This is a genomic window from Pseudomonas sp. CH61 (assembly GCF_059429415.1).
The window spans coordinates 909,054-934,023 of sequence record NZ_CM182098.1; the positions used below are offsets into that span (position 1 = coordinate 909,054).

24 protein-coding genes are annotated in these 24,970 nt (G+C 57.5%); 10 read left to right on the forward strand and 14 right to left on the reverse strand.

Annotation, left to right across the window (positions count from 1 at the left end; genetic code table 11):
• Positions 1–63: 63 nt before the first annotated feature.
• On the forward strand, positions 64–630 hold the full coding sequence (locus tag AC5SEM_RS04135; RefSeq protein ID WP_495472242.1) for a nitroreductase family protein: 567 nt from the start codon (positions 64–66) through the stop codon (positions 628–630).
• A gap of 337 nt (positions 631–967) precedes the next feature.
• Here the strand turns inward: AC5SEM_RS04135 and AC5SEM_RS04140 are convergent, their stop codons facing one another.
• From AC5SEM_RS04140 to AC5SEM_RS04165, 6 genes are all read right to left on the reverse strand, one after another.
• The gene (locus tag AC5SEM_RS04140; RefSeq protein ID WP_495472243.1) at positions 968–2,308 is read right to left on the reverse strand and encodes a sensor histidine kinase; all 1,341 of its coding nucleotides are present in this window, start codon (positions 2,306–2,308) and stop codon (positions 968–970) included.
• A 174-nt stretch (positions 2,309–2,482) separates the two neighbouring features.
• Entirely contained in the window at positions 2,483–2,932 is a 450-nt protein-coding gene (locus AC5SEM_RS04145) for a Spy/CpxP family protein refolding chaperone (RefSeq protein WP_495472244.1), read from the reverse strand.
• 225 nt (positions 2,933–3,157) lie between these two features.
• On the reverse strand, positions 3,158–3,835 hold the full coding sequence (locus AC5SEM_RS04150) for a response regulator transcription factor (protein WP_016987937.1): 678 nt from the start codon (positions 3,833–3,835) through the stop codon (positions 3,158–3,160).
• 7 nt (positions 3,836–3,842) lie between these two features.
• Positions 3,843–4,253 carry an SH3 domain-containing protein gene (locus AC5SEM_RS04155; protein ID WP_038363742.1) on the reverse strand — a complete coding sequence of 137 codons (411 nt, stop codon included), beginning with the start codon at positions 4,251–4,253 and terminating at the stop codon, positions 3,843–3,845.
• Positions 4,254–4,363: 110 nt separating this feature from the next.
• On the reverse strand, positions 4,364–4,663 hold the full coding sequence (locus AC5SEM_RS04160) for a YciI family protein (protein WP_016987935.1): 300 nt from the start codon (positions 4,661–4,663) through the stop codon (positions 4,364–4,366).
• Between the two features lies 1 nt (position 4,664).
• The gene (locus AC5SEM_RS04165) at positions 4,665–5,264 is read right to left on the reverse strand and encodes a septation protein A (RefSeq protein ID WP_007919675.1); all 600 of its coding nucleotides are present in this window, start codon (positions 5,262–5,264) and stop codon (positions 4,665–4,667) included.
• Positions 5,265–5,351: 87 nt separating this feature from the next.
• Here AC5SEM_RS04165 and AC5SEM_RS04170 point away from each other — a divergent pair, with 87 nt between their 5' ends.
• The 6 genes from AC5SEM_RS04170 (at position 5,352) to rluB (ending at position 10,392) form a co-directional block, all read left to right on the forward strand.
• A complete protein-coding gene (locus AC5SEM_RS04170) occupies positions 5,352–6,215 on the forward strand; it encodes a PHP domain-containing protein (protein ID WP_034153247.1) in 864 nt (287 codons plus the stop codon).
• 13 nt (positions 6,216–6,228) lie between these two features.
• Positions 6,229–6,858 carry an L-threonylcarbamoyladenylate synthase gene (locus AC5SEM_RS04175; RefSeq protein WP_034153313.1) on the forward strand — a complete coding sequence of 210 codons (630 nt, stop codon included), beginning with the start codon at positions 6,229–6,231 and terminating at the stop codon, positions 6,856–6,858.
• Positions 6,859–7,680: a segregation and condensation protein A gene (locus AC5SEM_RS04180; protein WP_024012074.1), complete on the forward strand. Its 822-nt coding sequence runs from the start codon at positions 6,859–6,861 to the stop codon at positions 7,678–7,680.
• An 11-nt stretch (positions 7,681–7,691) separates the two neighbouring features.
• Entirely contained in the window at positions 7,692–8,693 is a 1,002-nt protein-coding gene (gene scpB, locus AC5SEM_RS04185) for an SMC-Scp complex subunit ScpB (RefSeq protein WP_495472245.1), read from the forward strand.
• Positions 8,694–8,836: 143 nt separating this feature from the next.
• Positions 8,837–9,028 carry a DUF1289 domain-containing protein gene (locus AC5SEM_RS04190; RefSeq protein ID WP_422609200.1) on the forward strand — a complete coding sequence of 64 codons (192 nt, stop codon included), beginning with the start codon at positions 8,837–8,839 and terminating at the stop codon, positions 9,026–9,028.
• Between the two features lie 143 nt (positions 9,029–9,171).
• Complete coding sequence (rluB, locus tag AC5SEM_RS04195; protein WP_038363752.1) at positions 9,172–10,392, forward strand: 23S rRNA pseudouridine(2605) synthase RluB; 1,221 nt, start codon at positions 9,172–9,174, stop codon at positions 10,390–10,392.
• A 207-nt stretch (positions 10,393–10,599) separates the two neighbouring features.
• Here the strand turns inward: rluB and AC5SEM_RS04200 are convergent, their stop codons facing one another.
• Both AC5SEM_RS04200 and AC5SEM_RS04205 read right to left on the reverse strand, forming a co-directional pair.
• Positions 10,600–11,565 (reverse strand): M29 family metallopeptidase, encoded by a 966-nt coding sequence (locus AC5SEM_RS04200; RefSeq protein WP_495472246.1) that lies wholly within the window; start codon positions 11,563–11,565, stop codon positions 10,600–10,602.
• A gap of 71 nt (positions 11,566–11,636) precedes the next feature.
• Entirely contained in the window at positions 11,637–11,774 is a 138-nt protein-coding gene (locus AC5SEM_RS04205; protein ID WP_003222780.1) for a hypothetical protein, read from the reverse strand.
• Between the two features lie 893 nt (positions 11,775–12,667).
• Here AC5SEM_RS04205 and AC5SEM_RS04210 point away from each other — a divergent pair.
• Complete coding sequence (locus AC5SEM_RS04210; protein ID WP_495472247.1) at positions 12,668–14,086, forward strand: amino acid permease; 1,419 nt, start codon at positions 12,668–12,670, stop codon at positions 14,084–14,086.
• Positions 14,087–14,154: 68 nt separating this feature from the next.
• Here AC5SEM_RS04210 and glyA read toward each other — a convergent pair whose 3' ends face one another.
• Positions 14,155–15,504: a serine hydroxymethyltransferase gene (glyA, locus tag AC5SEM_RS04215; protein WP_495472248.1), complete on the reverse strand. Its 1,350-nt coding sequence runs from the start codon at positions 15,502–15,504 to the stop codon at positions 14,155–14,157.
• A 532-nt stretch (positions 15,505–16,036) separates the two neighbouring features.
• Here glyA and AC5SEM_RS04220 point away from each other — a divergent pair.
• Together AC5SEM_RS04220 and AC5SEM_RS04225 are read left to right on the forward strand one after the other, a co-directional pair.
• On the forward strand, positions 16,037–16,642 hold the full coding sequence (locus AC5SEM_RS04220; RefSeq protein ID WP_077571669.1) for a helix-turn-helix transcriptional regulator: 606 nt from the start codon (positions 16,037–16,039) through the stop codon (positions 16,640–16,642).
• The gene (locus tag AC5SEM_RS04225) at positions 16,626–17,504 is read left to right on the forward strand and encodes a queuosine precursor transporter (protein WP_007919658.1); all 879 of its coding nucleotides are present in this window, start codon (positions 16,626–16,628) and stop codon (positions 17,502–17,504) included. Before AC5SEM_RS04220 ends, AC5SEM_RS04225 begins: the two co-directional genes overlap by 17 nt.
• A 53-nt stretch (positions 17,505–17,557) precedes the next feature.
• Here the strand turns inward: AC5SEM_RS04225 and queC are convergent, their stop codons facing one another.
• From queC to AC5SEM_RS04250, 5 genes are all read right to left on the reverse strand, one after another.
• Positions 17,558–18,256, reverse strand: coding sequence for a 7-cyano-7-deazaguanine synthase QueC (gene queC, locus AC5SEM_RS04230; protein WP_007919656.1), 699 nt, complete (start codon positions 18,254–18,256; stop codon positions 17,558–17,560).
• 372 nt (positions 18,257–18,628) lie between these two features.
• Positions 18,629–19,030 (reverse strand): hypothetical protein, encoded by a 402-nt coding sequence (locus tag AC5SEM_RS04235; RefSeq protein WP_495472249.1) that lies wholly within the window; start codon positions 19,028–19,030, stop codon positions 18,629–18,631.
• A gap of 116 nt (positions 19,031–19,146) precedes the next feature.
• A complete protein-coding gene (locus tag AC5SEM_RS04240; protein ID WP_495472250.1) occupies positions 19,147–19,698 on the reverse strand; it encodes an Imm15 family immunity protein in 552 nt (183 codons plus the stop codon).
• The gene (locus AC5SEM_RS04245; RefSeq protein ID WP_495472251.1) at positions 19,699–24,276 is read right to left on the reverse strand and encodes an RHS repeat-associated core domain-containing protein; all 4,578 of its coding nucleotides are present in this window, start codon (positions 24,274–24,276) and stop codon (positions 19,699–19,701) included.
• 115 nt (positions 24,277–24,391) lie between these two features.
• Positions 24,392–24,655, reverse strand: coding sequence for a PAAR domain-containing protein (locus AC5SEM_RS04250; RefSeq protein WP_108225915.1), 264 nt, complete (start codon positions 24,653–24,655; stop codon positions 24,392–24,394).
• Between the last annotated feature and the right edge of the window lie 315 nt (positions 24,656–24,970).

The following is a 24,970-nucleotide window of genomic DNA, read 5'->3' on the forward strand; positions in this document are numbered from 1 at the left end:
AAACCGGCATCCTGTTGGCAGATACCGCTAGAATAGCCGCACATATTTTTCAGGAGGTGGCCGATGCAGGCTCTCGACGCGTTGCTCAACCGTGTTTCCGTTCCACGTCTGGTCGAACCGGCCCCCACTGCCGAGCAGCGCGAAGCTCTGTTTGGCGCCGCATTGCGCGCGCCGGATCACGGGCATTTGCAGCCGTATCGCTTCCTGACCATCGAAGGTGCGGCACGCGAGCAAATGGGCGAGTTGCTGGCCGAGGCTGCAAAGATGCAGGAAGGCGAAGTCACCGAAGCGATGATCGACAAGGCCCGCAACGGCCCGCTGCGGGCACCGCTGGTGGTTGTGGTGATTGCCAGATTGCAGGAGCACGTTAAATATCCGAAAGCCGAGCAGTTGCTGGCGGCGGGGTGTGCGGCGCACGGGATTTTGTTGGCGGCGTATGCGCAGGGGATTGGTGCGGTTTGGCGTACGGGGGATTTGGCTTATTCCGAGCATGTGGCCAAAGGTTTGGGCTTGGCGGAGGGTGAAGAGGTGATTGCGTTCCTTTACCTCGGCACGCCGCAGAAAGAACCGCGTGTGGCGGAGAAGGTTGATCTGGCTGAGTTCGTCAGCGCTTGGCCCGGTAAGGCGTAAAGCGAAGAGCCCCTCACCCTAGCCCTCTCCCAGAGGGAGAGGGGACTGATTGGGGGGATGCTTTAAAGGTACGCCGACCTGAAAGTGCTCAGCTGAATCCAGAGTCGATAACGGCTCCAGTGCATTTCGAGCTCGGAGTCGATAACGGTTCCGATGCATTTCGAGCTCGGAGTCGATAACGGTTCCGATGCATTTCGAGCTCGGAGTCGATAACGATTCACGTGCCTTCCGGGCGCATAATCAACTCGGTTCTTCAGGTCGATGTATGACGCAAGACACCGCGGTCGGCCCCCTCTCCCTCCGGGAGAGGGCTGGGGTGAGGGTAGCTTTTAGGCTCTTAAAGTTGCACCACAGCTCCCGGTACAAGCGGCAATTCCAGACTCGCAACAAACCCGCCCTGCGGATGATTGGCCAGCGTCAAACTCCCGCCATGCCGTTCCGCCGCCCGCCGCGCAATCGCCAGCCCCAAGCCATGCCCTGCCGCCGTCTGCCCCGGAGCGCGATAAAACGGCTCGCCCAACTGACTCAAATGTTCAGCCTGCACCCCCGGCCCATGGTCGCGCACGCTGACGATGATTTTTTCACCCTGACGCGAAGCCTGCATCTCAATCGCCTGACCCTCCGGGTTGAAGCGCTGGGCATTGCGCAACAGGTTATCGACGGCGCGCTCGATCATGGTCGGCCAACCCTTCAGATTCAGCTGCGGTTCGGCATCAAGACGCACCATCTGCTCGGGCGATGCAAGTTTCGCATCCTTCTGCAGCGTGCCGAGCAGGGCATTCAAATCCACGTCTTCAGCGCTGGCGTTGTCGGCATCAACCCGCGCCAGCACCAGAATTTCACTGATCAACGCTTCCAGCCGATCACACTCGCGGGTCAGCCGTGGCCAGAGTTTCTCGCGTTCCTCGGGGTTGGCCCGTTCCGCCAACGCCAAGGCAATCCGCAACCGCGCCAGTGGTGAACGCAACTCGTGGGAGACATCACGCAGCAACTGGCGCTGGCTGCCAATCAGGCTTTGCAAACGCGCGCCCATGCGATTGAAGTCATTGGCCAGTACGCCGAACTCATCGCGCCGGTTGGCCAGTTTCGCCAGGCTGTTTTGCTGATAGGTAGTCTGCCCGAGGTCATGCACCGCGCCGCGCAAACGGCTGAGCGGGCGGGTGATGGAGAAGGTCACCAGCAGACTGAAGAGGGTCAGCACCACCAGCGCGATGCCCAGCGCGCTCAGTGGCCAAAGCAGACTTTCGCGGTGCCAGGCGTCGAGTTCCGGGTGTGGGATGCGGTAGATGAACAGGTAGGTGTCACCGGTTTTTTCACTGGTGAATTCGTCGGTCAGACGCCGCCATGGCAGACGTCGGTCATCATTGTTCTGCCGCGCTTCGAAGGCGGCGGCGCGACGCGGGAAGGTGCCGCGCACCACCGGGTCGCCGGATTCGTTGAGCACCTGAACGTCGATGTGATATTGGCGTTTGCGCTGTTCGAGGATGTCCTGGGCGGCTTCTTCGCCCTGCGCTTCATAGGTTTGTGTCCATTCGCCGGCGAGGCTGTTGAGGCCCGGATGGCGGCTGAGGATCCACGCGTCCTGGTTAAGCATGTGCCCGAGCAGAATGGACAACCCGGCCACCAGCGCGATGGCCAGCCAGAAGCTTGCGAGAATACGCCAGAACAATGAACGCACAGAAAATCCTCAATCAAACACAAATCCCTGTAGGAGTGAGCCTGCTCGCGATAGCGGTGAGTCAGACAAGTATCCGTTGACTGACACACCGCTATCGCGAGCAGGCTCACTCCTACATTGGATCGGTGGAAAAAGACCCGGCGGTGTTTAGCCGTCGGGTCCGGGGTCAGAACATTATTGCGCCTTTTGCGCCTTTTGCGCCTTCCACGCCTTGAACTCGGCCCATTCGGCGCGACGTTCGGCCTGTTTCTTCTGGATCTCGTCGAATTTCTTCTGTTGATCCGGTTTCAACACGGCGCGCACATCGGTTTCGGCTTTCTTGTGGTTGGCCGCCATCTCGTCTTTCATGGCTTTCTGGTCAGCCGGCGAGAGTTTTTCCAGGTACTTGTCGACCACTTGCTTACGCTCGTGCATCTGCTCGCCCATGATCTTGCGGATCTGCTCGCGCTGTTCGCGGGACAGGTCGAGTTGGCTGTACGGGCCTTTGCCGTGCATGCCGTGCATCTGACCGCCGTGGCGTGGGCCGTCGAGCGGACCACCCATCGGGCCGCCGTCTTGCGGCATGGCCATGGCGACGGTTGGCAGAGCGGCAGCGAACATCAGAGCGATAAGAGTCTTGCGCATGGTGTATCTCCTTGTCTCGTTCCCGGTACGTTCCGGATGAGTTCAGATTACGGAGATCAAGGTCAGCGGCGGTCAGCACTGCGTAAATCTTCGGTAAAGACACTCGAGCGCGGACCTGACAAACACACCCTGAGTGAGCCTGCTCGCGATAACGGTGTATCTGGCAAGAACATCTCGACTGACACACTGCTATCGCGAGCAGGCTCACTCCTACAGGTGGGAGGTTCAGAGGCTATAGAAGTAACCGCGGCTACGCAGGGCAACGATGCGTGGACGGCCGTCGGGGTGCGGGCCGATCTTTTTGCGCAGATTACTGACGTGCATGTCGAGGCTGCGGTCGTACAGGGTCAGCTTGCGACCGAGGGCGAGCTGCGCCAGTTCCTGTTTGTCCAGCGGCTCGCCCGGCTGTTTGAGCAGGGCTTCGAGCAGGCGGCTTTCGGAAACGGTGAGGGTCAGTTCTTTCTCGTCGATGCTGACCACGCCGCGCACCGGACTGAAACTGAGGTCGCCCAGTTCAAGCTGCGTCGAGACGGCCGCCGGATGGCTGCGACGCAATACGGCGCGCAGGCGGGCGGTCAATTCGCGCGGGTCGCACGGTTTGGCCAGGTAATCGTCGGCACCCAGTTCCAGGCCGAGGATGCGATCCAGCGGTTCGCCACGGGCCGAGAGCATCAGCACCGGCAGGTCGGCGTGGTCGTTGCGCAATTGCTTGAGCAGTTCCAGACCACTGCCATCGGGCAGCATCACGTCCAGCACCACTGCCGCCGGGGCCGTTTCGGCCAGCGCCTTGCGGGCGCTCTGGCCATCGTGGCAGGCGCGCACATGGAAGCCTTCCTGGCTCAGCCAACTACTCAGGAGTTCGCACAACTCCTGGTCATCATCAATCAGTAACAGCTCGCTCATGACTCACTCAATTTAGCCATTGCCGACGTTTTCGGCTTGCTCCACTGGCAAAGATACCGCAGAGCAGCGCCAATAGCGCTACTCCGGCGCCCGTGACGAACCACTGCTGCTGATCGGTCAACAGACGCGGCAGCGGGCTGGCCTGGGCTTCCTTGAGTTGCAGCTTCAGGCGCTGGTTCTCCTGGCGCAACCGGGCAAGCTGGGCGCTTTCGCGGGTATTGTCGGCATTTTGCAGTTGTTTGCTCAGTTCTTCCCGTTGCTGCTCGCTGGCCTTGAGGCGCTGCTGCAACTCGGTGATCTGGCTGCCGGCGCTTAACGACAATGGCGTGGAGCTGCCGCCTTCGGTGGTTTCCTCACCATGGGCGGGCGCCATGATCGACAACGTGACCAACATCAGACACAACGGACCCTTGCGCATCGCGACACCTGTTTCCAAATGGATATTGGGCAGGTTGTCGGCAGGCAAACGAGAATAATGAGCGATTGAGAACGCGATGAACCGAGAAGGTTCATCGCGTGGGGATAGCGTTACGGCAGGACTTGCTTGAACGGCTTGACGATCACATTGGCGTAGACGCCAGCGGCAATGTACGGATCGGCATCGGCCCATGCTTGCGCAGCACTCAGCGAATCGAATTCGGCAACGATCAGGCTGCCGGTGAAACCCGCTGCGCCCGGATCATTGCTGTCGACGGCCGGGTGCGGGCCGGCCAGTACGATGCGGCCTTCGCCCTTGAGCGCTTGCAGGCGTTCCAGATGCGCCGGGCGCGCGGCCAGGCGTGCTTCCAGCGAGTTGGCGACGTCGGTGGCAATGATGGCGTAGAGCATGTCAGTCCTCGGTTTTTGGTGTTGTTGTGGTATCGGCATCGTGCAGGTGACGCGACAGGTAAATGCCCTGTGCGACCAGGAACACCAGAGTCATGCCCAGGCTGCCGAACACCTTGAAGTCCACCCAGTAGCTCTGGAACGTGAAGGCGACGAACAGGTTGGCAGCGCCGCAGAACAGGAAAAAGGCGATCCAGGCGATGTTCAGGCGGGTCCAGACCGGATCCGGCAGGGTCAGCGCGTGGCCCATGATGCGTTTGATCAGCAGACGGTCACCGATGAAGTGACTGCCGATGAAGGCCACGGCGAACAGCCAGTTGACCACCGGCGCTTTCCACTTCAGGAAGGTCTCGCTGTGGAAGGCCAGTGTCAGGCTGCCGAACACCAGGCAGGCGATCAGGGTCAGCCATTGGCTCTTTTCCAGCTTGCGCTGTTTGATGAACAACGCGCCGTACACCACCAGGGAACTGATGATCAGCATCGCCGTGGCGCTGTAAATACCGCCTACAGTCACTTCATGGCCAGCGATGTCGACGACCCGTGGATCAAGTTTGTAAACGATGAAGAACAGCAGAAGCGGGATGAAATCGATGAATTGTTTCACAGTGAGAGCCAGAAGCTGGATGTGGCGGCATAATAACAAACATATGGGCGCGCGATAGCGCCAGCTGATTTGAGGTTACAACTCCCCGTGAATGTTGATTTGCACTGCCATAGCACGGCCTCCGATGGCGCCCTGGCGCCTGCGGTTCTGGTTGCGCGTGCGTTCGAGAACGGCGTGCGAGTCCTGGCGTTGACCGACCACGACACCCTTGAAGGTCTCGCCGAAGCGCGCACGGCGGCCAACGAGTTGGGCATGCAACTGGTCAACGGCGTCGAATTGTCCTGTACCTGGGGCGGCGCGACCATTCATGTGTTGGGCTACGGCTTCGACGTCAATGCGGCACCGTTGGTCGAGGCGATTGCCAAATTGCACGATGGTCGCTGGCTGCGGTCGGAAGAAATAAGCCGCAAGCTCGCCCTTAAAGGCATGCCCGGTGCCCTCGACGGCGCGCGGAAAATCCAGCAGGAACTGGGCGACAGCGGCAATGCGCCGGCCCGTCCGCATTTCGCCGACTGGATGGTGCGTGAAGGGTTTGTAAAGGATCGAGCCGAGGCATTCCGCAAATGGCTTGGCGCCGGCAAGCTGGGTGACGTCAAGTTGCACTGGCCGACGCTGGAAGACACCGTCGGCACGCTGCGCGCCGCCAATGCCTGGGTCAGCCTGGCGCATCCCTGGCACTACGATTTCACCCGCAGCAAGCGCCGAAAGCTGATTGCCGACTATATTCAAGCAGGCGGGCATGCAATCGAGGTGGTCAATGGCCATCAGCCTGCGGAACAGGTCGGCAGCCTGGCAATCCTTGCCCGTGAGTTCGGTCTGCTGGTCAGCGCCGGCAGTGACTTCCATGGCCCTGGCGGCTGGTCCGAGATCGGCCAGTACCGGCCGGTTCCCGAGGACCTTCCACCCCTGTGGTGTCGGTTCAAACATGACACAGATATTGCCGCCGTCTGAACAGGTAGAGAATGTGAGTCAATTTTTCCAGATACATCCGGAAAACCCGCAAGCGCGCCTGATAAAACAGGCGGTCGAGATCATCCGCAAGGGCGGGGTGGTGATTTATCCCACGGACTCTTCCTACGCGATCGGTTGCCAGATCGGCGATAAAACCGCGATCGAGCGCGTGCGTCGCCTGCGTCAGCTCGATGAAAAGCACAACTTCGCGCTGATCTGCAGCGACCTGTCGCAACTGGGCAATTACGCCAAGATCGACACCGGCACCTTCCGCATTCTCAAGGCGCATCTGCCGGGGCCGTACACCTTCATTCTCAACGCCACCCGCGAAGTGCCGCGTCTTTTGCTGCATCCGAAGAAGCGCACCATCGGCCTGCGTGTGCCGAGTCATCCGATTGCGCTGGCGCTGTTGGCCGAACTCGGCGAGCCGCTGATGAGCGTGACCCTGATCATGCCCGGCGATGAAGACCCGCTGAGCGATCCGTACGAAATGCGCCAGTTGCTCGAACATCAGGTGGACTTGATCGTCGACGGCGGCTTCGGCGGCATCAAGGCCTCCACCGTGATCGACTTGACCGGCGACGACCCGGAAGTGGTCCGCGTCGGTTGCGGCGATCCGACGCCGTTCATGGTCGAGGCCTGAATGTCCGCAGTGGAAACCGTTGTCGATCCCCAGGCCGGCGCTCAGCAAGAGCTGCCGTTTGCCATGGTCTATGGCCAGGCGGTCATGGAAATGCCGCTGGACCTGTACATCCCGCCGGATGCGCTGGAAGTCTTTCTTGAAGCGTTTGAAGGCCCGCTCGACCTGTTGCTGTACCTGATCCGTAAACAGAACATCAACATCCTCGACATCCCGGTGGCGGAAATCACCCGCCAGTACATGGGTTATGTCGAGTTGATGCAGTCGGTGCGTCTGGAGCTGGCCGCCGAATATCTGGTGATGGCCGCGATGCTCGCCGAGATCAAGTCGCGCATGCTCCTGCCACGCGCCGAAACCGTCGAAGACGAAGAGGACGACCCGCGCGCCGAACTGATCCGCCGCTTGCAGGAGTACGAGCGCTTCAAGGCTGCCGCTGAAGGCATCGACGGCTTGAGCCGGGTTGGCCGCGACGTGATCGTGCCCAAGCTCGACGCCCCGGAAGCGCGGGCGCGCAAGCTGTTGCCGGATGTCGCGCTGGAAGAGATTTTGATGTGCATGGCCGAAGTGCTGCGCCGTGGCGATATGTTTGAAAGCCACCAGGTCAGCCGTGAGGCGCTGTCCACCCGCGAGCGCATGAGTGATGTGCTGGAACGGCTCAAGGGCGGCGGTTTTGTGCCATTTGTCGAACTGTTCACCGCCGAAGAGGGCAGGTTGGGTGTGGTGGTGACCTTTATGGCGATCCTTGAACTGGTCAAGGAATCCTTGGTCGAGCTGGTGCAGAATGAGCCGTTCGCTGCGATCCACGTGCGAGCCCGAGCCGAATAACGAGTCGAAACATGAACCTGACTGAACCCCGCGAGCTGGCACCCCTGCTTGAAGCCTTTCTGTTGGCCTCGGGAAAGCCGCAATCCCTTGAGCGCCTGTTTGAACTGTTCGAAGAAGGCGAGCGGCCCGAGCCTGCGGTCTTCAAGAAAGCCCTGACCCTGTTGGGCAAGTCCTGCGAGGGCCGTGCCTTCGAGCTCAAGGAAGTCTCGTCGGGCTATCGCTTGCAGATTCGCGAGAAGTTTTCGCCATGGGTTGGCCGACTCTGGGAAGAACGCCCGCAGCGTTACTCCCGTGCTTTGCTGGAAACCATCGCGCTGATCGCCTATCGCCAGCCGATTACTCGGGGCGAGATTGAAGACGTGCGCGGTGTGGCGGTGAACAGCAACATTGTCAAAACCTTGCTGGAGCGTGAGTGGATTCGCGTCGTTGGCTACCGCGACGTGCCGGGCAAACCAGCAATGTTTGCCACCACCAAGATGTTTCTCGATCACTTCAACCTGAAGAACCTCGAAGACCTGCCGCCGCTGGCCGAACTGCGCGAAATGGAAACCGACCCGGTGCTCGATTTCGACGACGCGCCGGTGCCGCAAGGCTTGCAGGAACTCGCCGATGCCAGCGCCGAGCCGGAGGAGGAGAAGGAAGAAACCAGCTTCCATACGTTGTTGCTGGAACTGGACAGCATGGAGGAGGGGATCAAGACCGACTTCGACGATTTACTGCGGGATGCGGCTGATGGTGAAGTGCCGACGGTTGATGCAGAAACCGAGACTGAGCCTGAACCTGAGCCGCAGATCGCCGAGCCAACCATCGAAGTTGAACTTGAAGCTGAGCCAGAAGCCGAACCGGAAGAGGACATTCTTGGCGTCGCCGAAGCCCGCGAAAAGCTGTTGGCCGCCGTCGCCGCCCTCGAACAACCGGCGCCAGAACCCGAACCGGAGCTAAGCGAAGAAGAAGCCGAAGCCCGCGCCCTGGCCGAAGCCATCGAAGCCGAACGCCGCGAATTCGAAGACTGACCCGCCCTCAAAACCACCGCGATCCCCTGTAGGAGTGAGCCTGCTCGCGATAGCGGTGTATCTGCCAAGAAGATGTTGACTGACACACCGCTATCGCGAGCAGGCTCACTCCTACAGGGATTTGTGTGTTTCTGGAGACTGCGATGAGTTCCACCAAAGACCCGTGCATCAGCCTCTGCAAATTCAGCGACGACATCTGCCTCGGCTGCGGCCGCAGCAAGCGCGAAATCAAAGCCTGGAAGAAACTCGACAAGGACGACAAGCGCAGCGTACTGGCCGAAGCCGCGTTGCGCCTGATCAAACTCGGCGGCGCCGGTCGGCGGAAAAACAAATAACTGTCGATCGATCAGCTAGTCTCTGATGCGCGACGGCGCACATCCGCGTATGATTCGCGACCCTTCGCCGATCCCTTCGGCTGAGTACCCAGATTTCAATGCTTCAGGCGCCGCCTGAACAGACCACACCGGGAGGTGCCCAGATGAGCGACATCATTCAGAAAGACGACCAGGAAATCGGCCCAGCAGGCGAAAAGCTGCAGAAAGTCCTCGCCCGTATCGGCGTCGGCTCGCGCCGTGACGTGGAGTCCTGGATCAGCCAGGGCCGGATCAAGGTCAATGGCAAAGACGCCACCCTCGGTCTGCGCGTCGACATGCACGACGCCATCACCATTGATGGCAAGGTGATCAAGCGCGAAGAGGCGGCCGAATCGGTACGCCGCGTGATCATGTACAACAAACCCGATGGCGAGATCTGCACCCGTGACGACCCGGAAGGCCGTCCGACCGTGTTCGACAAGCTGCCGCGTCCGAAAGAAGGTCGCTGGATCAACATCGGTCGTCTCGACATCAACACCACCGGTCTGCTGATGTTCACCACCGACGGTGAGCTGGCCAACCGCCTGATGCACCCGTCCTACGAGATGGACCGTGAGTACGCCGTGCGCGTACGTGGTGAAGTCGACGACGAAATGATCGAGCGTCTGAAGGCCGGCGTGGTGCTGGAAGACGGCCCGGCCAAGTTCACCGACATCAAGCAGGCACCAGGTGGCGAAGGCTTCAATCACTGGTATCACTGCGTGGTGATGGAAGGCCGTAACCGTGAGGTTCGTCGTCTGTGGGAATCGCAAGGTCTGGTGGTCAGCCGTCTGAAGCGCGTGCGTTTCGGTCCGGTGTTTCTCAACTCCGACCTGCCGATGGGTCGCTGGCGCGAAATGAGCCAGTACGAAGTCGACATCCTCAGTGCTGAAGTCGGCCTCACGCCGGTTGCCATGCCGCAGCTGAACGCCAAGAGCAAAGACAAGCTTGAGCGTATGCAGCGTAAATCGTCGCGTCCGATGGGCAAGACCGAGCGCGTACGTACGCTGCGTCCAGCCGCTGGCGCGCCGACCGGCCCACGCCCAAGCCGTGAGCCGCAGATCGAAGGCGAGCGTCCAGGTCGCAAGCCGGTTGCCCGTGATGGCGAGCGCGCTCCGCGTCCAGCCAACGGTCGTACTGAACGTGGCGAGCGTGGCGCGCCTGCCGGTCGTGGTACGCCAGTGGCGGATCGTCCAGCGGACACCACCAACAAGCGCCCGGCCAAGCCTGCGCCGAAGCGTCCGGGGATCAAGCTGGTTGACGGTGACAAGCCGTCGGGCAAGCGCCGTGGCGCGCCGGCCGGTTCCGGTCAGCGTCCGGGTTTCGGTCGCAAGAAACCGGAATAAGGCAGCTGTGAGCTTCTAGCGGCAAGCTTCAAGCCAAAGCAGAAACGCCAACCTCAGGGTTGGCGTTTTTTTTTCGTCTGGCGAAAGAGTTGTGGTGGTTGAGAGATTGCTATCGCGAGCAGGCTCACTCCTACATTTGAAATGCGTTCCCCTGTAGGAGTGAGCCTGCTCGCGATGACGTCGGTGGCATCAACACAAAGCTTAAAGTCAGAACACAAACCGTCCATCAAACACCGGCTTGTCATCCAGCGCCAACACCCCGCCAGAAAAGATCAGATCCAGATGATGACTACCCTTGGCGCCACCACCCAACCCAAGGTGCAAACCACAATGCCGTTCCTCAAACCCGGCATTGCGCGCATACAGATCCTTCACACCTTCGTTGGTACCAATCCCCAACTCCTCAATCCGCCGGTTCGACGGATTCGCATCCAGGTACTTGTTGAAATCATGCTCCAGCCCCGGCACCTCGGTGGCGATGCGGCTGATGGTCGAGTTCTCGATCCACAGTTCCAGCGGTGATTCCAGCACGCCATATTTGCGCGCAAACGGGATGGTGCTGAGGAACGTGCCCTTGAATTTCACATGGCCGTTGATGGCTTCGCTGTGCGTGGCGATTTCGCCGGGCGCGAGGTCGAAGTTGCCGACACCGTTGATGTCGGTCCACTTCTTGATGCTGCTCAGCGGTGTTTCAAACCATGAGCCGTTATCGTCCTTGAAACTCAGCGTGGTCGCCTGGGACATGCGCTGAATCAAGTGACTGTTGAGCCCGGCAATCCGCTGCGGGGTGACGCTGAAGGTGTCGTAGAAATACTCGCCGTAATCTTTGAACAGCAGCGACTTCTTCCAGTTTTCTGCCATCACGCCTTGCAGCGCGCGGACGAATTCCGGGCCGTCGGGGCGTGGGTTGGGCAGGGTAGAAGAGTCGTAGAAGAAAATGTACAGATCGCTGTCGGTGATTGCCGAGGTCAGCGTTGCGGTGCTTTCCAGGTCCAGACGTAGGGCGCTGAACTGGAAACGAGGATGATCGCCGGCCTGTTCGGCGATGGCGCCGGTCAGCGCTTGGTAATCAGCCGTGTGGCCGAGCAGTACCTTCGCCGAGTCGAGGCCGGCAAGGGCAGGGTGGTGTTCGAGGTAGTAAAGGAAATGCGAGATCGCGCGGGGCTTATCCATGAGTCCTCCCTGACTGACCGTGAAGAAAGCGGCAGGCACGACCGGCCGGATCGTGCCTGCCCGGGGATGTCTTACAGAGGCCACATCGCCGTGCCGAACGGAACCACCGCGTCGGCTTGCATCATTTCTACAGCCGCCTCGTGGGTCGGTGCTTCAAACCATTCGTCCAGTTGCAGTTCGGTATCCAAGTCTTTTTCCAGTGCTTGCATGGTCGATCTCCTAGATGACTTTCACGGTTGTGACTGGCCGGTCGAGGTGGCCGGCAAGACGTGAAGAACCTAGTTCACGGATTTTTGTAATGCAAAAAATTATTCATTTAATTTTTAAATAGACTTTTTATTCTGTTTTTTCACTGGGTTTTTCTTATTTGAAAACAAAAAACTAAGTCGTGTTTTTCATTAGCAAGCTAGCGACCGTCAATTTGCAGACGTCTGACAGATATTTCTGAAATGGAAACTCTGCGTTACGCATCGTAAAGAAATATTTACGAAAAACCCGATAAAACCGAGTGAAACCAACCCGTCATGCCCGCTGTAAGGAAAAGCTGCCGAAGCCTGCTCCGCCGCGGGCCGGGCAGGGCTCTGGCACGCTTGTTTCAGCGCCGTTTGCAGGGTGAGATGCGCCCCATGCCTGTCGTGCAGGTGCATAACAAGAAGGAGGCGCAATGAACGCCGTGACTGATCTCCACCTCTCTCCGTGGGACGGTTTTTTCCTCGTCCACGCCGATGGCCTGCAAAGGCCTGACTCAATTTTTGCAGCCGCTCGAGTATCTCGAGGCGGACACACGCAATCCCGGCAACCATCACGCTGATCCAGCGGGGTCTGGCAGCAGGGGGTTAGCGGTGTACAATGCGCCGCGTTTTAACTGTGACCCTCTGCGTAATCGCGCAAATCTCAAGGCTATCCGCCTTGTTCACTCCGTGGCGCCACAAGCGTTTCGGGTTCGATTTCGTCACAGATAAAAACAAACAGGTGACGCATGACCGTTGTAAACAAGCTGAACTCCTGGTGCCTGCGCTGGGGTTTGATCGGGGCTGCCTGAAATCGCAACCTTGCAGCAACGTCTACTGAACACCATCAAACCTTGCGTGAGACCTTTTTCATGAGTGGACAACCCTCGCAATCAGGCGAGCTGAAACGCGGCCTGAAAAATCGCCACATTCAACTGATCGCCCTCGGTGGCGCGATCGGTACCGGATTGTTCCTCGGCTCGGCCGGGGTACTGAAATCCGCCGGCCCGTCGATGATTCTCGGCTACGCCATCTGCGGCTTCATCGCCTTCATGATCATGCGCCAGCTCGGCGAGATGATCGTCGAAGAGCCGGTGGCCGGTTCCTTCAGCCATTTCGCGCACAAGTACTGGGGCGGCTTTGCCGGCTTCCTGTCGGGCTGGAACTGCTGGATTCTGTACATTCTGGTGGGCATGTCGGAGCTGACTGCGGTCGGCAAATACATCCACTACTGGGCCCCGGACATCCCGACCTGGGTCTCTGCGGCAGTCTTCTTCGTGCTGATCAACGCGATCAACCTGGCCAACGTCAAAGTCTTCGGTGAAGCCGAGTTCTGGTTCGCGATCATCAAGGTCGTGGCGATCGTCGGCATGATTGCGCTCGGCAGCTACCTGCTGGTCAGCGGCAACGGCGGCCCGCAAGCGTCGGTCACTAACCTGTGGTCGCACGGCGGGTTCTTCCCGAACGGGGTGAGCGGTCTGGTGATGGCCATGGCGATCATCATGTTCTCCTTCGGCGGTCTGGAAATGCTCGGTTTCACCGCCGCTGAAGCCGACAAGCCGAAAACCGTGATCCCGAAAGCGATCAACCAGGTGATCTACCGGATCCTGATTTTCTACATCGGTGCACTGGTGATCCTGCTGTCGCTGACCCCATGGGACAGCCTGCTGGAAACCCTCAACGCGTCCGGCGATTCGTACAGCGGCAGCCCGTTCGTGCAAGTGTTCTCGATGCTCGGCAGCAACACCGCCGCGCACATCCTCAACTTTGTGGTCCTGACCGCAGCGTTGTCGGTGTACAACAGCGGCACCTACTGCAACAGCCGTATGCTGCTGGGCATGGCCGAGCAGGGTGATGCGCCGAAAGGTCTGGCGAAGATCGACAAGCGCGGCGTGCCGGTGCGGTCGATCCTGGCTTCGGCTGCAGTGACACTGGTTGCGGTGCTGCTCAACTACCTGATCCCGCAACACGCGCTGGAACTGCTGATGTCGCTGGTGGTTGCAACGCTGGTGATCAACTGGGCGATGATCAGCTTCTCGCACTTCAAGTTCCGTCAGCACATGAACAAGACTCAGCAGACGCCGCTGTTCAAGGCGCTGTGGTACCCGTACGGCAACTACATCTGCCTGGCGTTTGTTGCGTTCATCCTTGGTGTGATGCTGCTGATCCCGGGCATTCAGATCTCGGTGTATGCGATTCCGCTGTGGGTCGTGTTCATGTGGGTCTGCTACGTGATCAAGAACAAGCGCGGTGCGCAGCAGGCCGTGCACACGGCAGGTGCTGCCAAGTAAGCGCTGACGCAGAAACACAAAACCCGGCCTGAGCGCCGGGTTTTTTTATGGCTGCAAATGTTGAAGCGCTATTGATAGTCGGCCAGAGGATAGTCCCTGCACAGGGTTTCGACCTCTGAGCGAAACTGCGTGAGGAGCAGCGGTTCCAGGGTGTAATCCTGTTCGCCGAGCGGCGCTACCGTATTCAGAATCCGCACGATCAAATCGACGATCTGGCGGCTGCCGTGGACATCGACCCGGCGTTGCGCCAGCGCGCCCGTGCCGATACGCATCCCGCTGGTAACCAGTGCCGAGCGGGGATCCTCGGGTACGCGATGTTTGTTGACGATGATCCCGCAGTGCCCCAGCGCTGCCTCCGCGATAGCGCCGGTCATGCCGCCACGCAAGCGAACCAGCACCGTGTGGTTCTCACTGCAGCCGCCGACCACTTCATACTCCTTGGCCTGAAACGCTTTGGCCATTTCATCCGCCGTACTGCGGATCTGTGCCATGCAGGCATCGAATGCTGCGGACATTGCGTAACCCAGCGCGGCAGCCTTCGCAGCGATCATGTTGGCAGCAGGCGCGCCTTGCATTCGCGGGTAAACGGCTTGATCCAGCAGGCGACTGAAGGTGGTCCGCAAACCGGGAATCTTGGTGTTCGCATCAGCACCGCTGAGAATCACGCCACCGCGAGGCCCGGCGAGTTGCTTGTGCGTGCAGGTGACTGTGACATGGGCGGCGTCGATCGGACTTGGATGGCGCCCGGTGGCGACCAGCCCGGCGATATGCGAAATGTCGGCGAGCAGGATGGCCCCGGCTTCATCGGCAATTTCGCGAAACCGCTTGAAGTCCACTTCGCGCGAATAGGCGCTGGCGCCGCAGAGGATGACGCGTGGGCGATGGGCGAGTGCGAGCAGGCGTACCTTGTCGTAATCGATCAGGCCGTCTGCTGTCGTGCCGTACTGGATCGCCTTGTAGTAGGCGCCGGAAAACGCGGCGAGGCTGCCATGCGTGAGATGACCGCCGTGTTCCACCGCCATGCCCAGCAAGGTATCGCCGGGCTCAAGCAAGGCCGTGAGCACTTGGTAAACGGCGTTCGACGCTGAGTGTGGCTGCACATTGGCGTATTGCGCGCCGAACAGTTGCCGCGCCCGGCGGATGGCCAGCGATTCGACCAGCTCGACATTTTCGCACCCAGCGCTGTGACGCTTGCCGGACATGCCTTCAGCGGTCACGTTGACCAGCACGGAAGCGGAGGCCGCCAAGGTTCGCGGCTGGACTGCGCAGGAGGAGGAGACCAGTGAAAGCGTGTGCTGTTGACGCGTGACTTCAGCGTCGAGAATCGCCGCCAGTTCGGCGTCTTCTGCGCGAAGATCCGCCAGGCCGCGTCGCAGCAAGTCAGCCTGGTTCTTGAGCGGTTCAGTAATGACTGCCATTGCTTGATTCCTTCCCTGGTTTTGCGTGATTTGCGCATGTCCTTGCTTGCCAGATCTGTACAGGCGAATCCGTGTTTTGGCCGCTGTGCGTGCAAAACTAAACCCTGTACAGGCCTCCCGGTTTTTCGTTATTTCACTCTTGAGAATGCGACGCCGGATTGACGCATCATAGATTTTTCAGTGAGGAACGCCACAGAATTAATCAAAAAAATGAACATTCTTCAAAGAAAATGATTCTTTTTGTGGTCGCGTCGGGTGTAAAACAGGCACTGCCCGGGGCCGATTTTCAGGCCAGGGGTGGAAGTCGACAGGAACTGACGAGTCATTAGCGAGGCTGAAATAGCCCCGCATGTTGGCGGAAGCAGCCTGTGAAAGCTGACTTTTTATACCGATCCCAGGGAGGGAGAATGCTATGATCCTGCGCGGCACTGACAGGGATATAACTGCAATTTCCTACCTCACTTGTGTATGTCCGGAATGATCATTCGGGACGTGACATTGATTGCAGTTAAAAATGGATGATAAGCATGTGATGCACAGAAGAGAAAGATCGGAGAATCTGAAGAACAACATCAAATATCTGATAAAGAGTCGCGGGGAGACGCAACTGTCCTTGTGCAACTCCAGTGGTTTGACCCGAACGACCATCTACAACATCCTTGAAGGCAAGGTGGTCAATGTCCAGCAGTCCACTGTGCGCAAGATTTCTGATTTCTTCGGCGTGTCTTACGAAGAAATAGAGACGATTGATTTTGAAGAGAAGGAAATCATCGAAAGCAGTATTTCGCCACAGGGGAACATGAATCCGGCGGCGGTGCCTGTCATCAAGGAAAGTATGCTGCTGCAAAGTCTGGATAAAAGAATTGGCGAGTTGGCCACGATCCATCCACTGACTTACTATTTTGGCGCGTCCTTTAACCTGATTGGCGTGTTGCTGGAAAACGAAATCAGCGGCATGAATGAACCCGGCGATCTATTGATCGTGCAGAAAGGAGCATCGACCAGCGACAGGGAAAAGCTGGTGTATGACAAAATCACAGCGAAGTTATCTATAAGCCATGAAGGCAGCTTTGATACGGATCGTGTATGCGTGATCGGAGATGTAATCGAGGAACGATTTAATGGATTGCAGTGTTGAGTTGGAAAACAGCAAGTACAAGTTGCTGGGGTTCGAAAATGGAAAAAGCCTGGCCGTCATCATGGTCATCGCGACAGGCAAAATAATTAAAATAAAGCTAAGTGAAGTGTTGAATAGTGAGATTATGGATAATCTGAATAAAATCGAAGTGAAAAACCTCTACAAGAAGTTTTACTCCCAGGGCGGAGCACTCACCGCTTACGAAATAAATGACCGTCATGAGAGTTCCTGGATGATCTACATCATCCTGAACCTGATGCTGTTCACGCTTTATATTTTCACCAGTATTGCTGCGACAAAACCGATCTATCTGGAATATTTCGATATTGTCGTAACGCCGGGTACCTTCCTCTATCCGCTGACGTTTCTGATCGTTGACTTGCTCAACGAAACGTTTGGCCTGAGGCTCGCGCGAAAAGCGATTCTGTTCGCGTTCATCAGCAACGCCGCGATCATCATTCTGCTGGCCATTACGACCCATCTTCCGGGGCTGCCGGGCTGGAAGCTCGATGGTGCTTACAATGATGTTATCAGTCAGTTGTCCGCAGTTCTGGTAGCGTCTTCTATATCGTTTCTGGTTTCCGAGAACATAAACTCGTACCTGTTGTGCAAGATTAAAGAACTCACAAACTCCAGGTTTCTGTTTTTGCGAGTGTTTTTAAGCACATTGTTTGCCGTGATCATCGACAGTTTTCTGTTCTGCTACATCGCTTTTTACGGAACGATGGAAAATAGCGCGATACTGGGCATGATCTACGTTCAGATCGCAATCAAGGTAGGTTTTGCCTTCTTTAATATCTTGCCGGCCTACGGCGCAAGATCATTGTTCAAGAAATACCTGACGGGTGCGCAGACGCAATAAAGAGGGGAGGGCGCTCACTCGGCATGCTTGAGTGAGCGCATCTTGTTGAAGTATTACTTTAAGCCAAGTTTCTCTTTCAAACGTTGAGTCACCTGTACTTTATTGTTCAGGAATTCATTCAAGCCTTTTGCGCGAAGATTGCAGGCATCACAATCGGAACATCCAGTGCCTTTGATGCCGTTGTAGCAAGTCAGTGTTTCTTCGCGAACCAGATCCAGTTGATGGTGGTAATCAGCCAAGGCCCAGGTTTCTGCCTTGTTCAGCCACATCAATGGCGTATCCAGTTGCAGCTTGTAATCCATGCCTAACTCAAGGGCTTTATTCAAGGCCTTGACGAACTCATCCCGGCAATCGGGATAGCCGGAGAAGTCGGTTTCACAGACACCGGTAATGACCGTTTTGGCCTGGACTTGATAGGCATAGATAGAAGCCAGCGTCAGAAACAGAATGTTCCGTCCCGGAACAAAGGTGCTTGGCAGACTCTCGCCGGAGCTGTTAACGGTCGGGACCGGAATGTTATCGCGGGTCAGGCTGCTGATGGCTAGCTCATTGAGCAAGGACACATCCAGCGTTTTATGCACGGTCACGCCGAGCTTTTTCGACAGCTGCTGCGCCACTTCAATTTCCGCATGATGACGCTGACCATAGTCAAACGTGATGCAGTGGACTTCATCGTAGTGGGTCAGGGCGTGGATCAAGCACGTGGTGGAGTCCTGCCCGCCGCTGAATACGATAACTGCTTTGTTGGTCATGGTTATGCTTCCTGCATTGAGGTCTTGAGGGCAAAGGGGGAGATGATACTCGAAATAGGGATGGAGTTCGGTGCCGAGTCCAGATGCGCTCGTGAGTCCGTGAGCGGCTATCTTAAGGTGGTGTGAGGCTAGTCCCCGAGGATTTCCTCTCCTTGCAGGTGCTCAAAGGTGCAAACGCTAGATCGCGGTTAGCGCGTCCCGTGGCGGATGCTCACGCGGGATGAAGTTCCGCAATGGTTCGATATAGCTGACAGGCCAACCGGCGGCCAAGAACATTGGGACGCGCTTAGGCGTAGGCAGCTTTGATGGAATATAAACATGGAACGCTTTACCAAAATTTTAGGTTGGGAGCAATGTGGTCTTATCCCTCTGCTAAAGTTGGGAAATATCAATTTTGTTTTTACTGAGAATTAATGACATGTTCTCTATGAACTTCGCTGGTAGATCAGTTGGTGCGCCATACAAATCAACTATCCCGACCTCGACTGCGCTATCCACAATCTGGCAAAAATCGTCAATATCTTGTGGTGGTATCGATTGAGTAAGGTCTGATGGCATATCATCGCCCCTCCCATTAAGTGGCAACAAAGCGCCAATTTTTTCCCATTCATTCAGGTTATGGGTTTCAGGATAATTGTTCAGGTGTGCTATCAAATTGTTGATGGCGCAGTGCTGAAAAGACTTGGCTGTGCAATAAGTCTGCAAAAGTTTTGACGCATAAAGTTGTAGGTCTCTCGGGGAGAACATGGAAAGTTCGCTTGAAATCTCTGACATCAATATCTCCCTCCGCAGTCTTTGAAAAAACTCAAGACCGTTCCCATTGTAAGAAAAAATCTAGCTTCGCGACTACTCGCCGCGCTTTCAGAAACCAACTATTGGTAAATGGCTTCTTAAGGCTCGGAGCTTAAAGAGTTTGACTCTTTAATTTTACTGCTCGATATTTTTGGGACGGCAAAAATCCTAACAATTTCATCTTTGGATGCGGAGTCATAAAACCTGCTTTCATGAAAGTCAAAAACAGTCTCAAAACCTAACATATCAAAGATCTTTTTTACTTCTTTCATTTCTCGTGACACTGCTTTTATTTTTTTTACGCGTATCTTATCCACAAACCCGTTTGAAGCAGGCCCTGGATAAACAAAAATATTTGGGATAATGACATCGCCCACATCCAGTCCATCAAAATCGGTGAAAGTAATGGCGTAGAAATCTGGCTTGTCTGTTGGCCCCATTATTTTTATAGAATTCATTAAAAAGATAGCGGTGCTCACTAGGAGCTCCGAAACTTTATCGTTATTCATTTCCTCTTTTAAAAAATCCAATCGGCTGTATCTGGATACGATCGGTATCTCTTCGAAGTTTTCGTAGCTTTCAAAGAATACGTTCATATTGTTGTACGGTTCTTTACTTATGATTTTGTTATAAAGTTCAACCAGCTTCATTTAAGGAATACTCCATCCATGATCGTTTAGCCATTCTTTTGTTTTCTTGGAAAAAGTCACGTCCCCTTTTCCTTTATCATGTATTGACCCATCAAGATTGTATCCGGACCCGCACTTGCAGTGTGCATGCCATTGGCTGCTAGGTACACTCTGTTCAGGCTCGTCAATTCGAGTAATCTCCGCAGGTGCTTGGCCTCTTCTAACCTTTGATTGAGCCTGTTTGGGTGTGCCTCCAGATTGAGAGCCTTTTTTAGCCAATCCTAATGGATCGACCCAGTTCGAAGGATTCGGAGCGTACTCGAAGAGGTTCAATCCTCCTGCGTAGCCAATCGGGTCTTGGCTGATAAAACGACCTACGCTTGGATCGTAATAACGATACCGATTGTAATGCAGCCCCGTCTCATGATCGTGATACTGCCCCTGGAACCGTATCGGGTTCATCACGCCATGCTGCCGCGCCCATTCCGAGCGCTGTTCCGTCACCTGCCCCCACGCCTTGTACTGCGCGGTCCAGGCAAGGTTGCCTTGCGAGTCCGTCAATTCCTGCGGCGTGCCGAGGTGATCACATTGGTACCACGCCAACGCATCAAACGGTAATGCCGTTGCCTTGTGATTCCACACCGGATCTTCATCAAGGCTGTATTCACCACTGTAATCCGGCAAACCGATCAGATCGATTGGCGCATGCCGCACAGCCTGAGCGATCGGGACGAAGGTGTCTGGCTCGTAGACATAATGAACCGTGCGGCCGGGCTCGCCATCGCTTTGCGCTGGGCTGCTTTCCCAGGCGAGGTTGTCGCCATCCCAGCCGTACAAGGTGAAGCCGCAACCCAGCTCGCGCTGTTTGCGCGCGTGTTCGTTTCTGTTCCAGAGAGAGCCTGCTTCAGGACGCTGTTTGTAATGCGCGCGCGAGTTTTTGTGCAGGCGGCGTCCCAGTGCGTCGTAGGCGAAGTCAACGCTCAGACGCGGGTCTTCGAAATGCACCAGTCGATCAAACAGGTCCCAGCGCAGGTCGCTGCGTTGGCCGTTGTGCCAGCGCTGGATCTGGTTGCCGCGTTCGTCGTAGTCGTAGTGGGTGCCGGCGTATTCGCGCAGCAGGTTGTCAACCAGTTTGCTGCGCGGTGGTGTCAGGTCCAGCGGGCGGCGAATTTCTGTCGCTTTGTCGTCGAGCAGGTTGCCGGCCGGGTCGAAGGCGAAGGTTTCCACGCCTTGACGTGTGGTGGCGCTGAGCAGTCGACCGACCGGATCGTAGCGATAGGCGAGCGGCCCGCGACGGCTGTCGTTGATGTCGGTCAGTTGGCCGGCGGCGGCGTATTGGTACTCGCGTTTGAGCAGCGTGGATTTGTCGTCGCTGCGTCCCAGCAACTGTTCCTGCAAACGGCCGGCTGGGTCCCAGCTCTGGGTTTGCAGCAGGTGGTTGCCTTGATGGCGGGCGACTTCGCGGTGCAGGTCGTCGCGTTCGTAGCCGATCAGTTCGTGTTCATCGAGGCGCAGGCCGAGCAGGTGGCCGCTGCCGTAAGTCAGCCAGCTGACGCGGTGGCCGTCGGGGCGCACGCTGGCGACTCGTTGGTTGAGCACGTCGTACTCGTGCTGCCAGATCGCGACGGTGGGTTTTTCCAGGCCGAGATAATGCTGGTGTTCGCGCAGCAGATTACCGGCCGGGTCATGGAACCATTGCAGGCGGCTGTCGGCGTTGTCGGCCAGCACCAGGTTGCCGTTGCCATCGTAGGCGAAGGTTTCGCTTTGCGACTGGTCGCCCAGAGTGGCGCGACGCTCGGTCAAGCGGCCCATCGGGTCGAAGCTCAAAGAGATGACGCGTTGGCCATTGATCGATTGCGCGAGGCGGCCGGTGAGTGGGTCGTACTGATAGCGCGTGCTGCGGCCGTCGAAACCGCGTTCCTCGAGCAGACGACCGACCGGGTCGTAGTGGAAGTGCGCGCGTTGTTCGTTTTCGTTTTCCAAAGCCGTTAACCGTCCGAGACGGTCCCAGCGGTAGCGCAGGGTTTGTTCGGCTGCGTCGATACGTTCGGCGATCAAACCAGCCGCGCTGTAGCTCCACGTGGTGCAGCGATCGAGAGCGTCGACATGCGCCAACAGCCGACCTTCGGCGTCACGATCAAAGCGTTCTTCGGTCTTGTCCGGGTGCTTGATCAGCACCAGTTGGCCGGCCTTGTATTGGTATTCGGTGGCGTTGCCGGCGGCGTCGGTGAAGCAGACCATTTGCCCGAGTTCGTTGTACTCCCACGCGCTGGTTTTGCCCGAGCAATCGACGTATTCCACCAGTTGCCCAGCATCGTTGTAATCGAGGGTTTTTTCGTTGCCGTTGGCGTCCTTGATCGCGGTGGGCTGGCCGGATTTGTTGTAGGCGTATTCGGTTTTGTTGCCCAGCGGATCGAGCGCTTCAACCAGATTGCCTTGGTCGTCATAGGCGCGCTGCCATTGTCCGCCCTCCGCATCGCTGATCTTGATCAGCAGATCCTGATCATCGTAGGCGTAATGCATCACCGTGTGATCGGCGCGAATGTGTTCGAGCAGGTTGCTGCGTTCATCGTAGCTGTAGCGATCCGTGCTGCCATCGGCATTCACGCGACGCACGATATTTTTCGCCTCGTCGCGGAAGAACCATTCCGAACGCTCGTCGGCGTAGCGGATGCGGTAGGTGTAGCCAAGGATGTCGTAGTAGTGCCAGGTCTCGTTGCCGAGCGCGTCGGTGACGTAGGTCAGACGAATGTTCTCGTCCCACTCCAGACGCGTGTCGAAGCTGCCGTCATCGGCCCATTCGCGCACGGCTTTGGCCTTGGCGCTCTGGCCATCCCACTGCAGATTCATGCCACGCCCGGTGCGGTCGGTGTAGCGGGTGATCAGGTGATGCTCGAACTGATACGACCAGACGGCGCCGTTCTCGTCTTGTGCCTGAATCAGGTCGCCATAGGCGTCGTACTGATAGGCGCAGAGCTGGCGCAGCGGTTCGCCGTCAACGATCTGCCAGAGGCCGATAAACCGGCCGTGATCGTCGATCATCGTGCCCAGGTGCAAATGGACTTTGGTGAAGTCGTTTTCCTGATAGGTGATCAGGTCGGAGAGCAGCGAGTGTTCGCCGTGACGATGCTCGTAATGCAGCATCACTCCGGCGCCGTTGCGCAGCGAAATATTGCTCAGCACAAAACGCTGACCACGGCGGACATAGTTTTCCTTGCGCTCGAAACCACGGCATAGCAACAGCTGATCTTCGCTGTTGCGGACCAGGGTGATGTCTTCGATGGCGTCGTAGTGGAACAGGCCGACTTTTGGCAGTGGATAGCTGTGGTCGCGGCCGTCAGCGCCGTAGAACGTCAGTCCATCGTCCACGCAGTCGAAACGCGTGGTGAATTCGTTGATCCAGCGAGCGCCGAGTTCGCTCTGATCGTAGGCGTCGAGGCGTGAGTTGTAGGTGCGCGTCCATTCGATCGGGAAGGGGCCGGGCAGGCTGAAATCGGTATGGCTGAGGCTTTCCGAACCCAAGGCAAAATTGATGCTGAATTCAGTGGCGCATTTACAGGGACCTTTCTCCGGATTGGGCGCACTTTTCGCTGGAACTTGCTTGTTGTTAGCGCCCAACTCGCCCTCCGCAGCCGTGTGGGTCGCCTTGCCGGTCTTCTCCGTATGGACCGCGGCGTTCTGGCCATGGGCATTGCGCTTGCGCCACAGGGTCACGGCGCTGGAGAGGATCTGCAGCAGCCAGCCGATGGAGTTCTGCACATTTTTATCGTCGAGCTTGCTCAACTGCGTGCGCAGTTCCGGGCCCATCGCGCGCAGTTTGCCGGTCTCGGTGGTGATCTGTGTCTGTAACTTGGTCGACACCAGATTCTGCGCGACGCTGTTGGCCAAGCCCTTGCCTGCCGCTTTCAAGGCGCTGTTGGCGGCCGCTAAAAAGTTGTCGGCCGTCGCGAGGGGGTCGTTGAGCAGTTGGCCGCGGCCGACGCTGGCTCTTGCGCTGGCTTCCTCCAGATCGCCCTTGGCATCCAGCCGGCCAAGGGCCGTTGTTTCGATACCGGTGGCAATCTCGTTGATGATTTGTTCGCCGAGCTTGCCAGCGTCCGCCAGAATCCCCGGCAACTTGCCTTTGGCTTGCTCAACAAAGTCATCGAGGGTGCCGATAATCGAGGCGTTCAGGTGACCGACCAGCACCTCGATCACGGAGGTGCTGAGCAACAACTTGCTGCTGGCTCTCATCTCCTGACGCACCAGAAACAGCGTCGGCCGCAGGGTCATGCGCGCTGCGGCCATCGACGGTGGCAACGGCAAGACGCCGATCAGGTTGATGCCAAGGCTGGCCCACGTGAGCAAGTCGCGTTGCTTGGCGTCCGACAGGGTGACGATGTCACTCAGTGCATCGACCAGTGCCATGATGTTGCCGACCACCGGCAAGAAACCGGCGTAGTTCTTGATTCGATCAAGCGTAACCACACCATCGGTGGCGGATTGCAGCCAGGCATCGAAAGCCGCCGCACTGCTGGCGACGTCCTGAACGTCGATGGCATTGAGTGGAACGATGGCAGCTTGGGGCTCACGTTTTGCGACAGCAGTTTCAGTGGTCATCACGGCATCTCACCCGCCAACAAGGGCCGGGCTTTGCGGGCAAAAATTGAAGACCTCAACGAGCGGGCGACAACAAGCCGCCTCTCGGAGGTACGCATCAAAATCAAAAACGGGATTAGCTGACGACAGCGCCTTTCGGGCCACTGGCGATCAGTGCGGCGCCGCAGGCGGTTTTCATGCCGTCCAGTGCGATGGGGGTGCCATCGACGGTGTAGGTGCTGCTGCCCTCGGCAATCGGGAAAACCCCTTTGCACAGCGGGCAGCTGACCTTGTGCCCGACCCCGGCAATCGGCTTGCCGTTGAGGTCGGTCTGGGAGAAGGCTTCGAGGACTTTGCCACCGTGAGTGGTGGAGTCGCCCAAGCGAATTGCGTCTTTCATTGCGTCATTCCTTTGACCGAGGGTGGCTGGCTCGGCGAGCGACCCTGTCGTTCCTGCCTGCGTTCAGCAGGCGTTAGTGCCGATTTGATATCAAAATCCGTGCCAGCCACTATATGGCCATTACTCAGTAAGGGTTTGCGCCGGATGCCTGTGGGATAAATCGATTTTTACTGGGGAAACCGCGTCAAAGTGCGCAAGAAGTTGCGCAGTGCTGTGCAACTTCTTGCGCACTCGGCTACAGGGCCCGTGTGACGTGGGCTGCAGGCGATTGGCGGGCGCTTTTTCGAAGGCAGGTGCGCAAGAAGTTGCGCACTT

Coding starts and splice junctions, on each gene's coding strand:
- AC5SEM_RS04150 (WP_016987937.1), bottom strand. CDS start 3,835: ATGAGCGAGCTGTTACTGATTGATGATGACCAGGAGTTGTGCGAACTC.
- queC (WP_007919656.1), bottom strand. CDS start 18,256: ATGACCAACAAAGCAGTTATCGTATTCAGCGGCGGGCAGGACTCCACC.
- glyA (WP_495472248.1), bottom strand. CDS start 15,504: ATGGCAGTCATTACTGAACCGCTCAAGAACCAGGCTGACTTGCTGCGA.
- AC5SEM_RS04240 (WP_495472250.1), bottom strand. CDS start 19,698: ATGAAGCTGGTTGAACTTTATAACAAAATCATAAGTAAAGAACCGTAC.
- AC5SEM_RS04210 (WP_495472247.1), top strand. CDS start 12,668: ATGAGTGGACAACCCTCGCAATCAGGCGAGCTGAAACGCGGCCTGAAA.
- AC5SEM_RS04245 (WP_495472251.1), bottom strand. CDS start 24,276: ATGACCACTGAAACTGCTGTCGCAAAACGTGAGCCCCAAGCTGCCATC.
- AC5SEM_RS04180 (WP_024012074.1), top strand. CDS start 6,859: ATGTCCGCAGTGGAAACCGTTGTCGATCCCCAGGCCGGCGCTCAGCAA.
- AC5SEM_RS04160 (WP_016987935.1), bottom strand. CDS start 4,663: ATGCTCTACGCCATCATTGCCACCGACGTCGCCAACTCGCTGGAAGCA.
- AC5SEM_RS04200 (WP_495472246.1), bottom strand. CDS start 11,565: ATGGATAAGCCCCGCGCGATCTCGCATTTCCTTTACTACCTCGAACAC.
- AC5SEM_RS04190 (WP_422609200.1), top strand. CDS start 8,837: ATGAGTTCCACCAAAGACCCGTGCATCAGCCTCTGCAAATTCAGCGAC.
- AC5SEM_RS04235 (WP_495472249.1), bottom strand. CDS start 19,030: ATGTCAGAGATTTCAAGCGAACTTTCCATGTTCTCCCCGAGAGACCTA.
- AC5SEM_RS04205 (WP_003222780.1), bottom strand. CDS start 11,774: ATGCAAGCACTGGAAAAAGACTTGGATACCGAACTGCAACTGGACGAA.
- AC5SEM_RS04155 (WP_038363742.1), bottom strand. CDS start 4,253: ATGCGCAAGGGTCCGTTGTGTCTGATGTTGGTCACGTTGTCGATCATG.
- AC5SEM_RS04220 (WP_077571669.1), top strand. CDS start 16,037: ATGCACAGAAGAGAAAGATCGGAGAATCTGAAGAACAACATCAAATAT.
- AC5SEM_RS04145 (WP_495472244.1), bottom strand. CDS start 2,932: ATGCGCAAGACTCTTATCGCTCTGATGTTCGCTGCCGCTCTGCCAACC.
- rluB (WP_038363752.1), top strand. CDS start 9,172: ATGAGCGACATCATTCAGAAAGACGACCAGGAAATCGGCCCAGCAGGC.
- AC5SEM_RS04250 (WP_108225915.1), bottom strand. CDS start 24,655: ATGAAAGACGCAATTCGCTTGGGCGACTCCACCACTCACGGTGGCAAA.
- AC5SEM_RS04225 (WP_007919658.1), top strand. CDS start 16,626: ATGGATTGCAGTGTTGAGTTGGAAAACAGCAAGTACAAGTTGCTGGGG.
- scpB (WP_495472245.1), top strand. CDS start 7,692: ATGAACCTGACTGAACCCCGCGAGCTGGCACCCCTGCTTGAAGCCTTT.
- AC5SEM_RS04135 (WP_495472242.1), top strand. CDS start 64: ATGCAGGCTCTCGACGCGTTGCTCAACCGTGTTTCCGTTCCACGTCTG.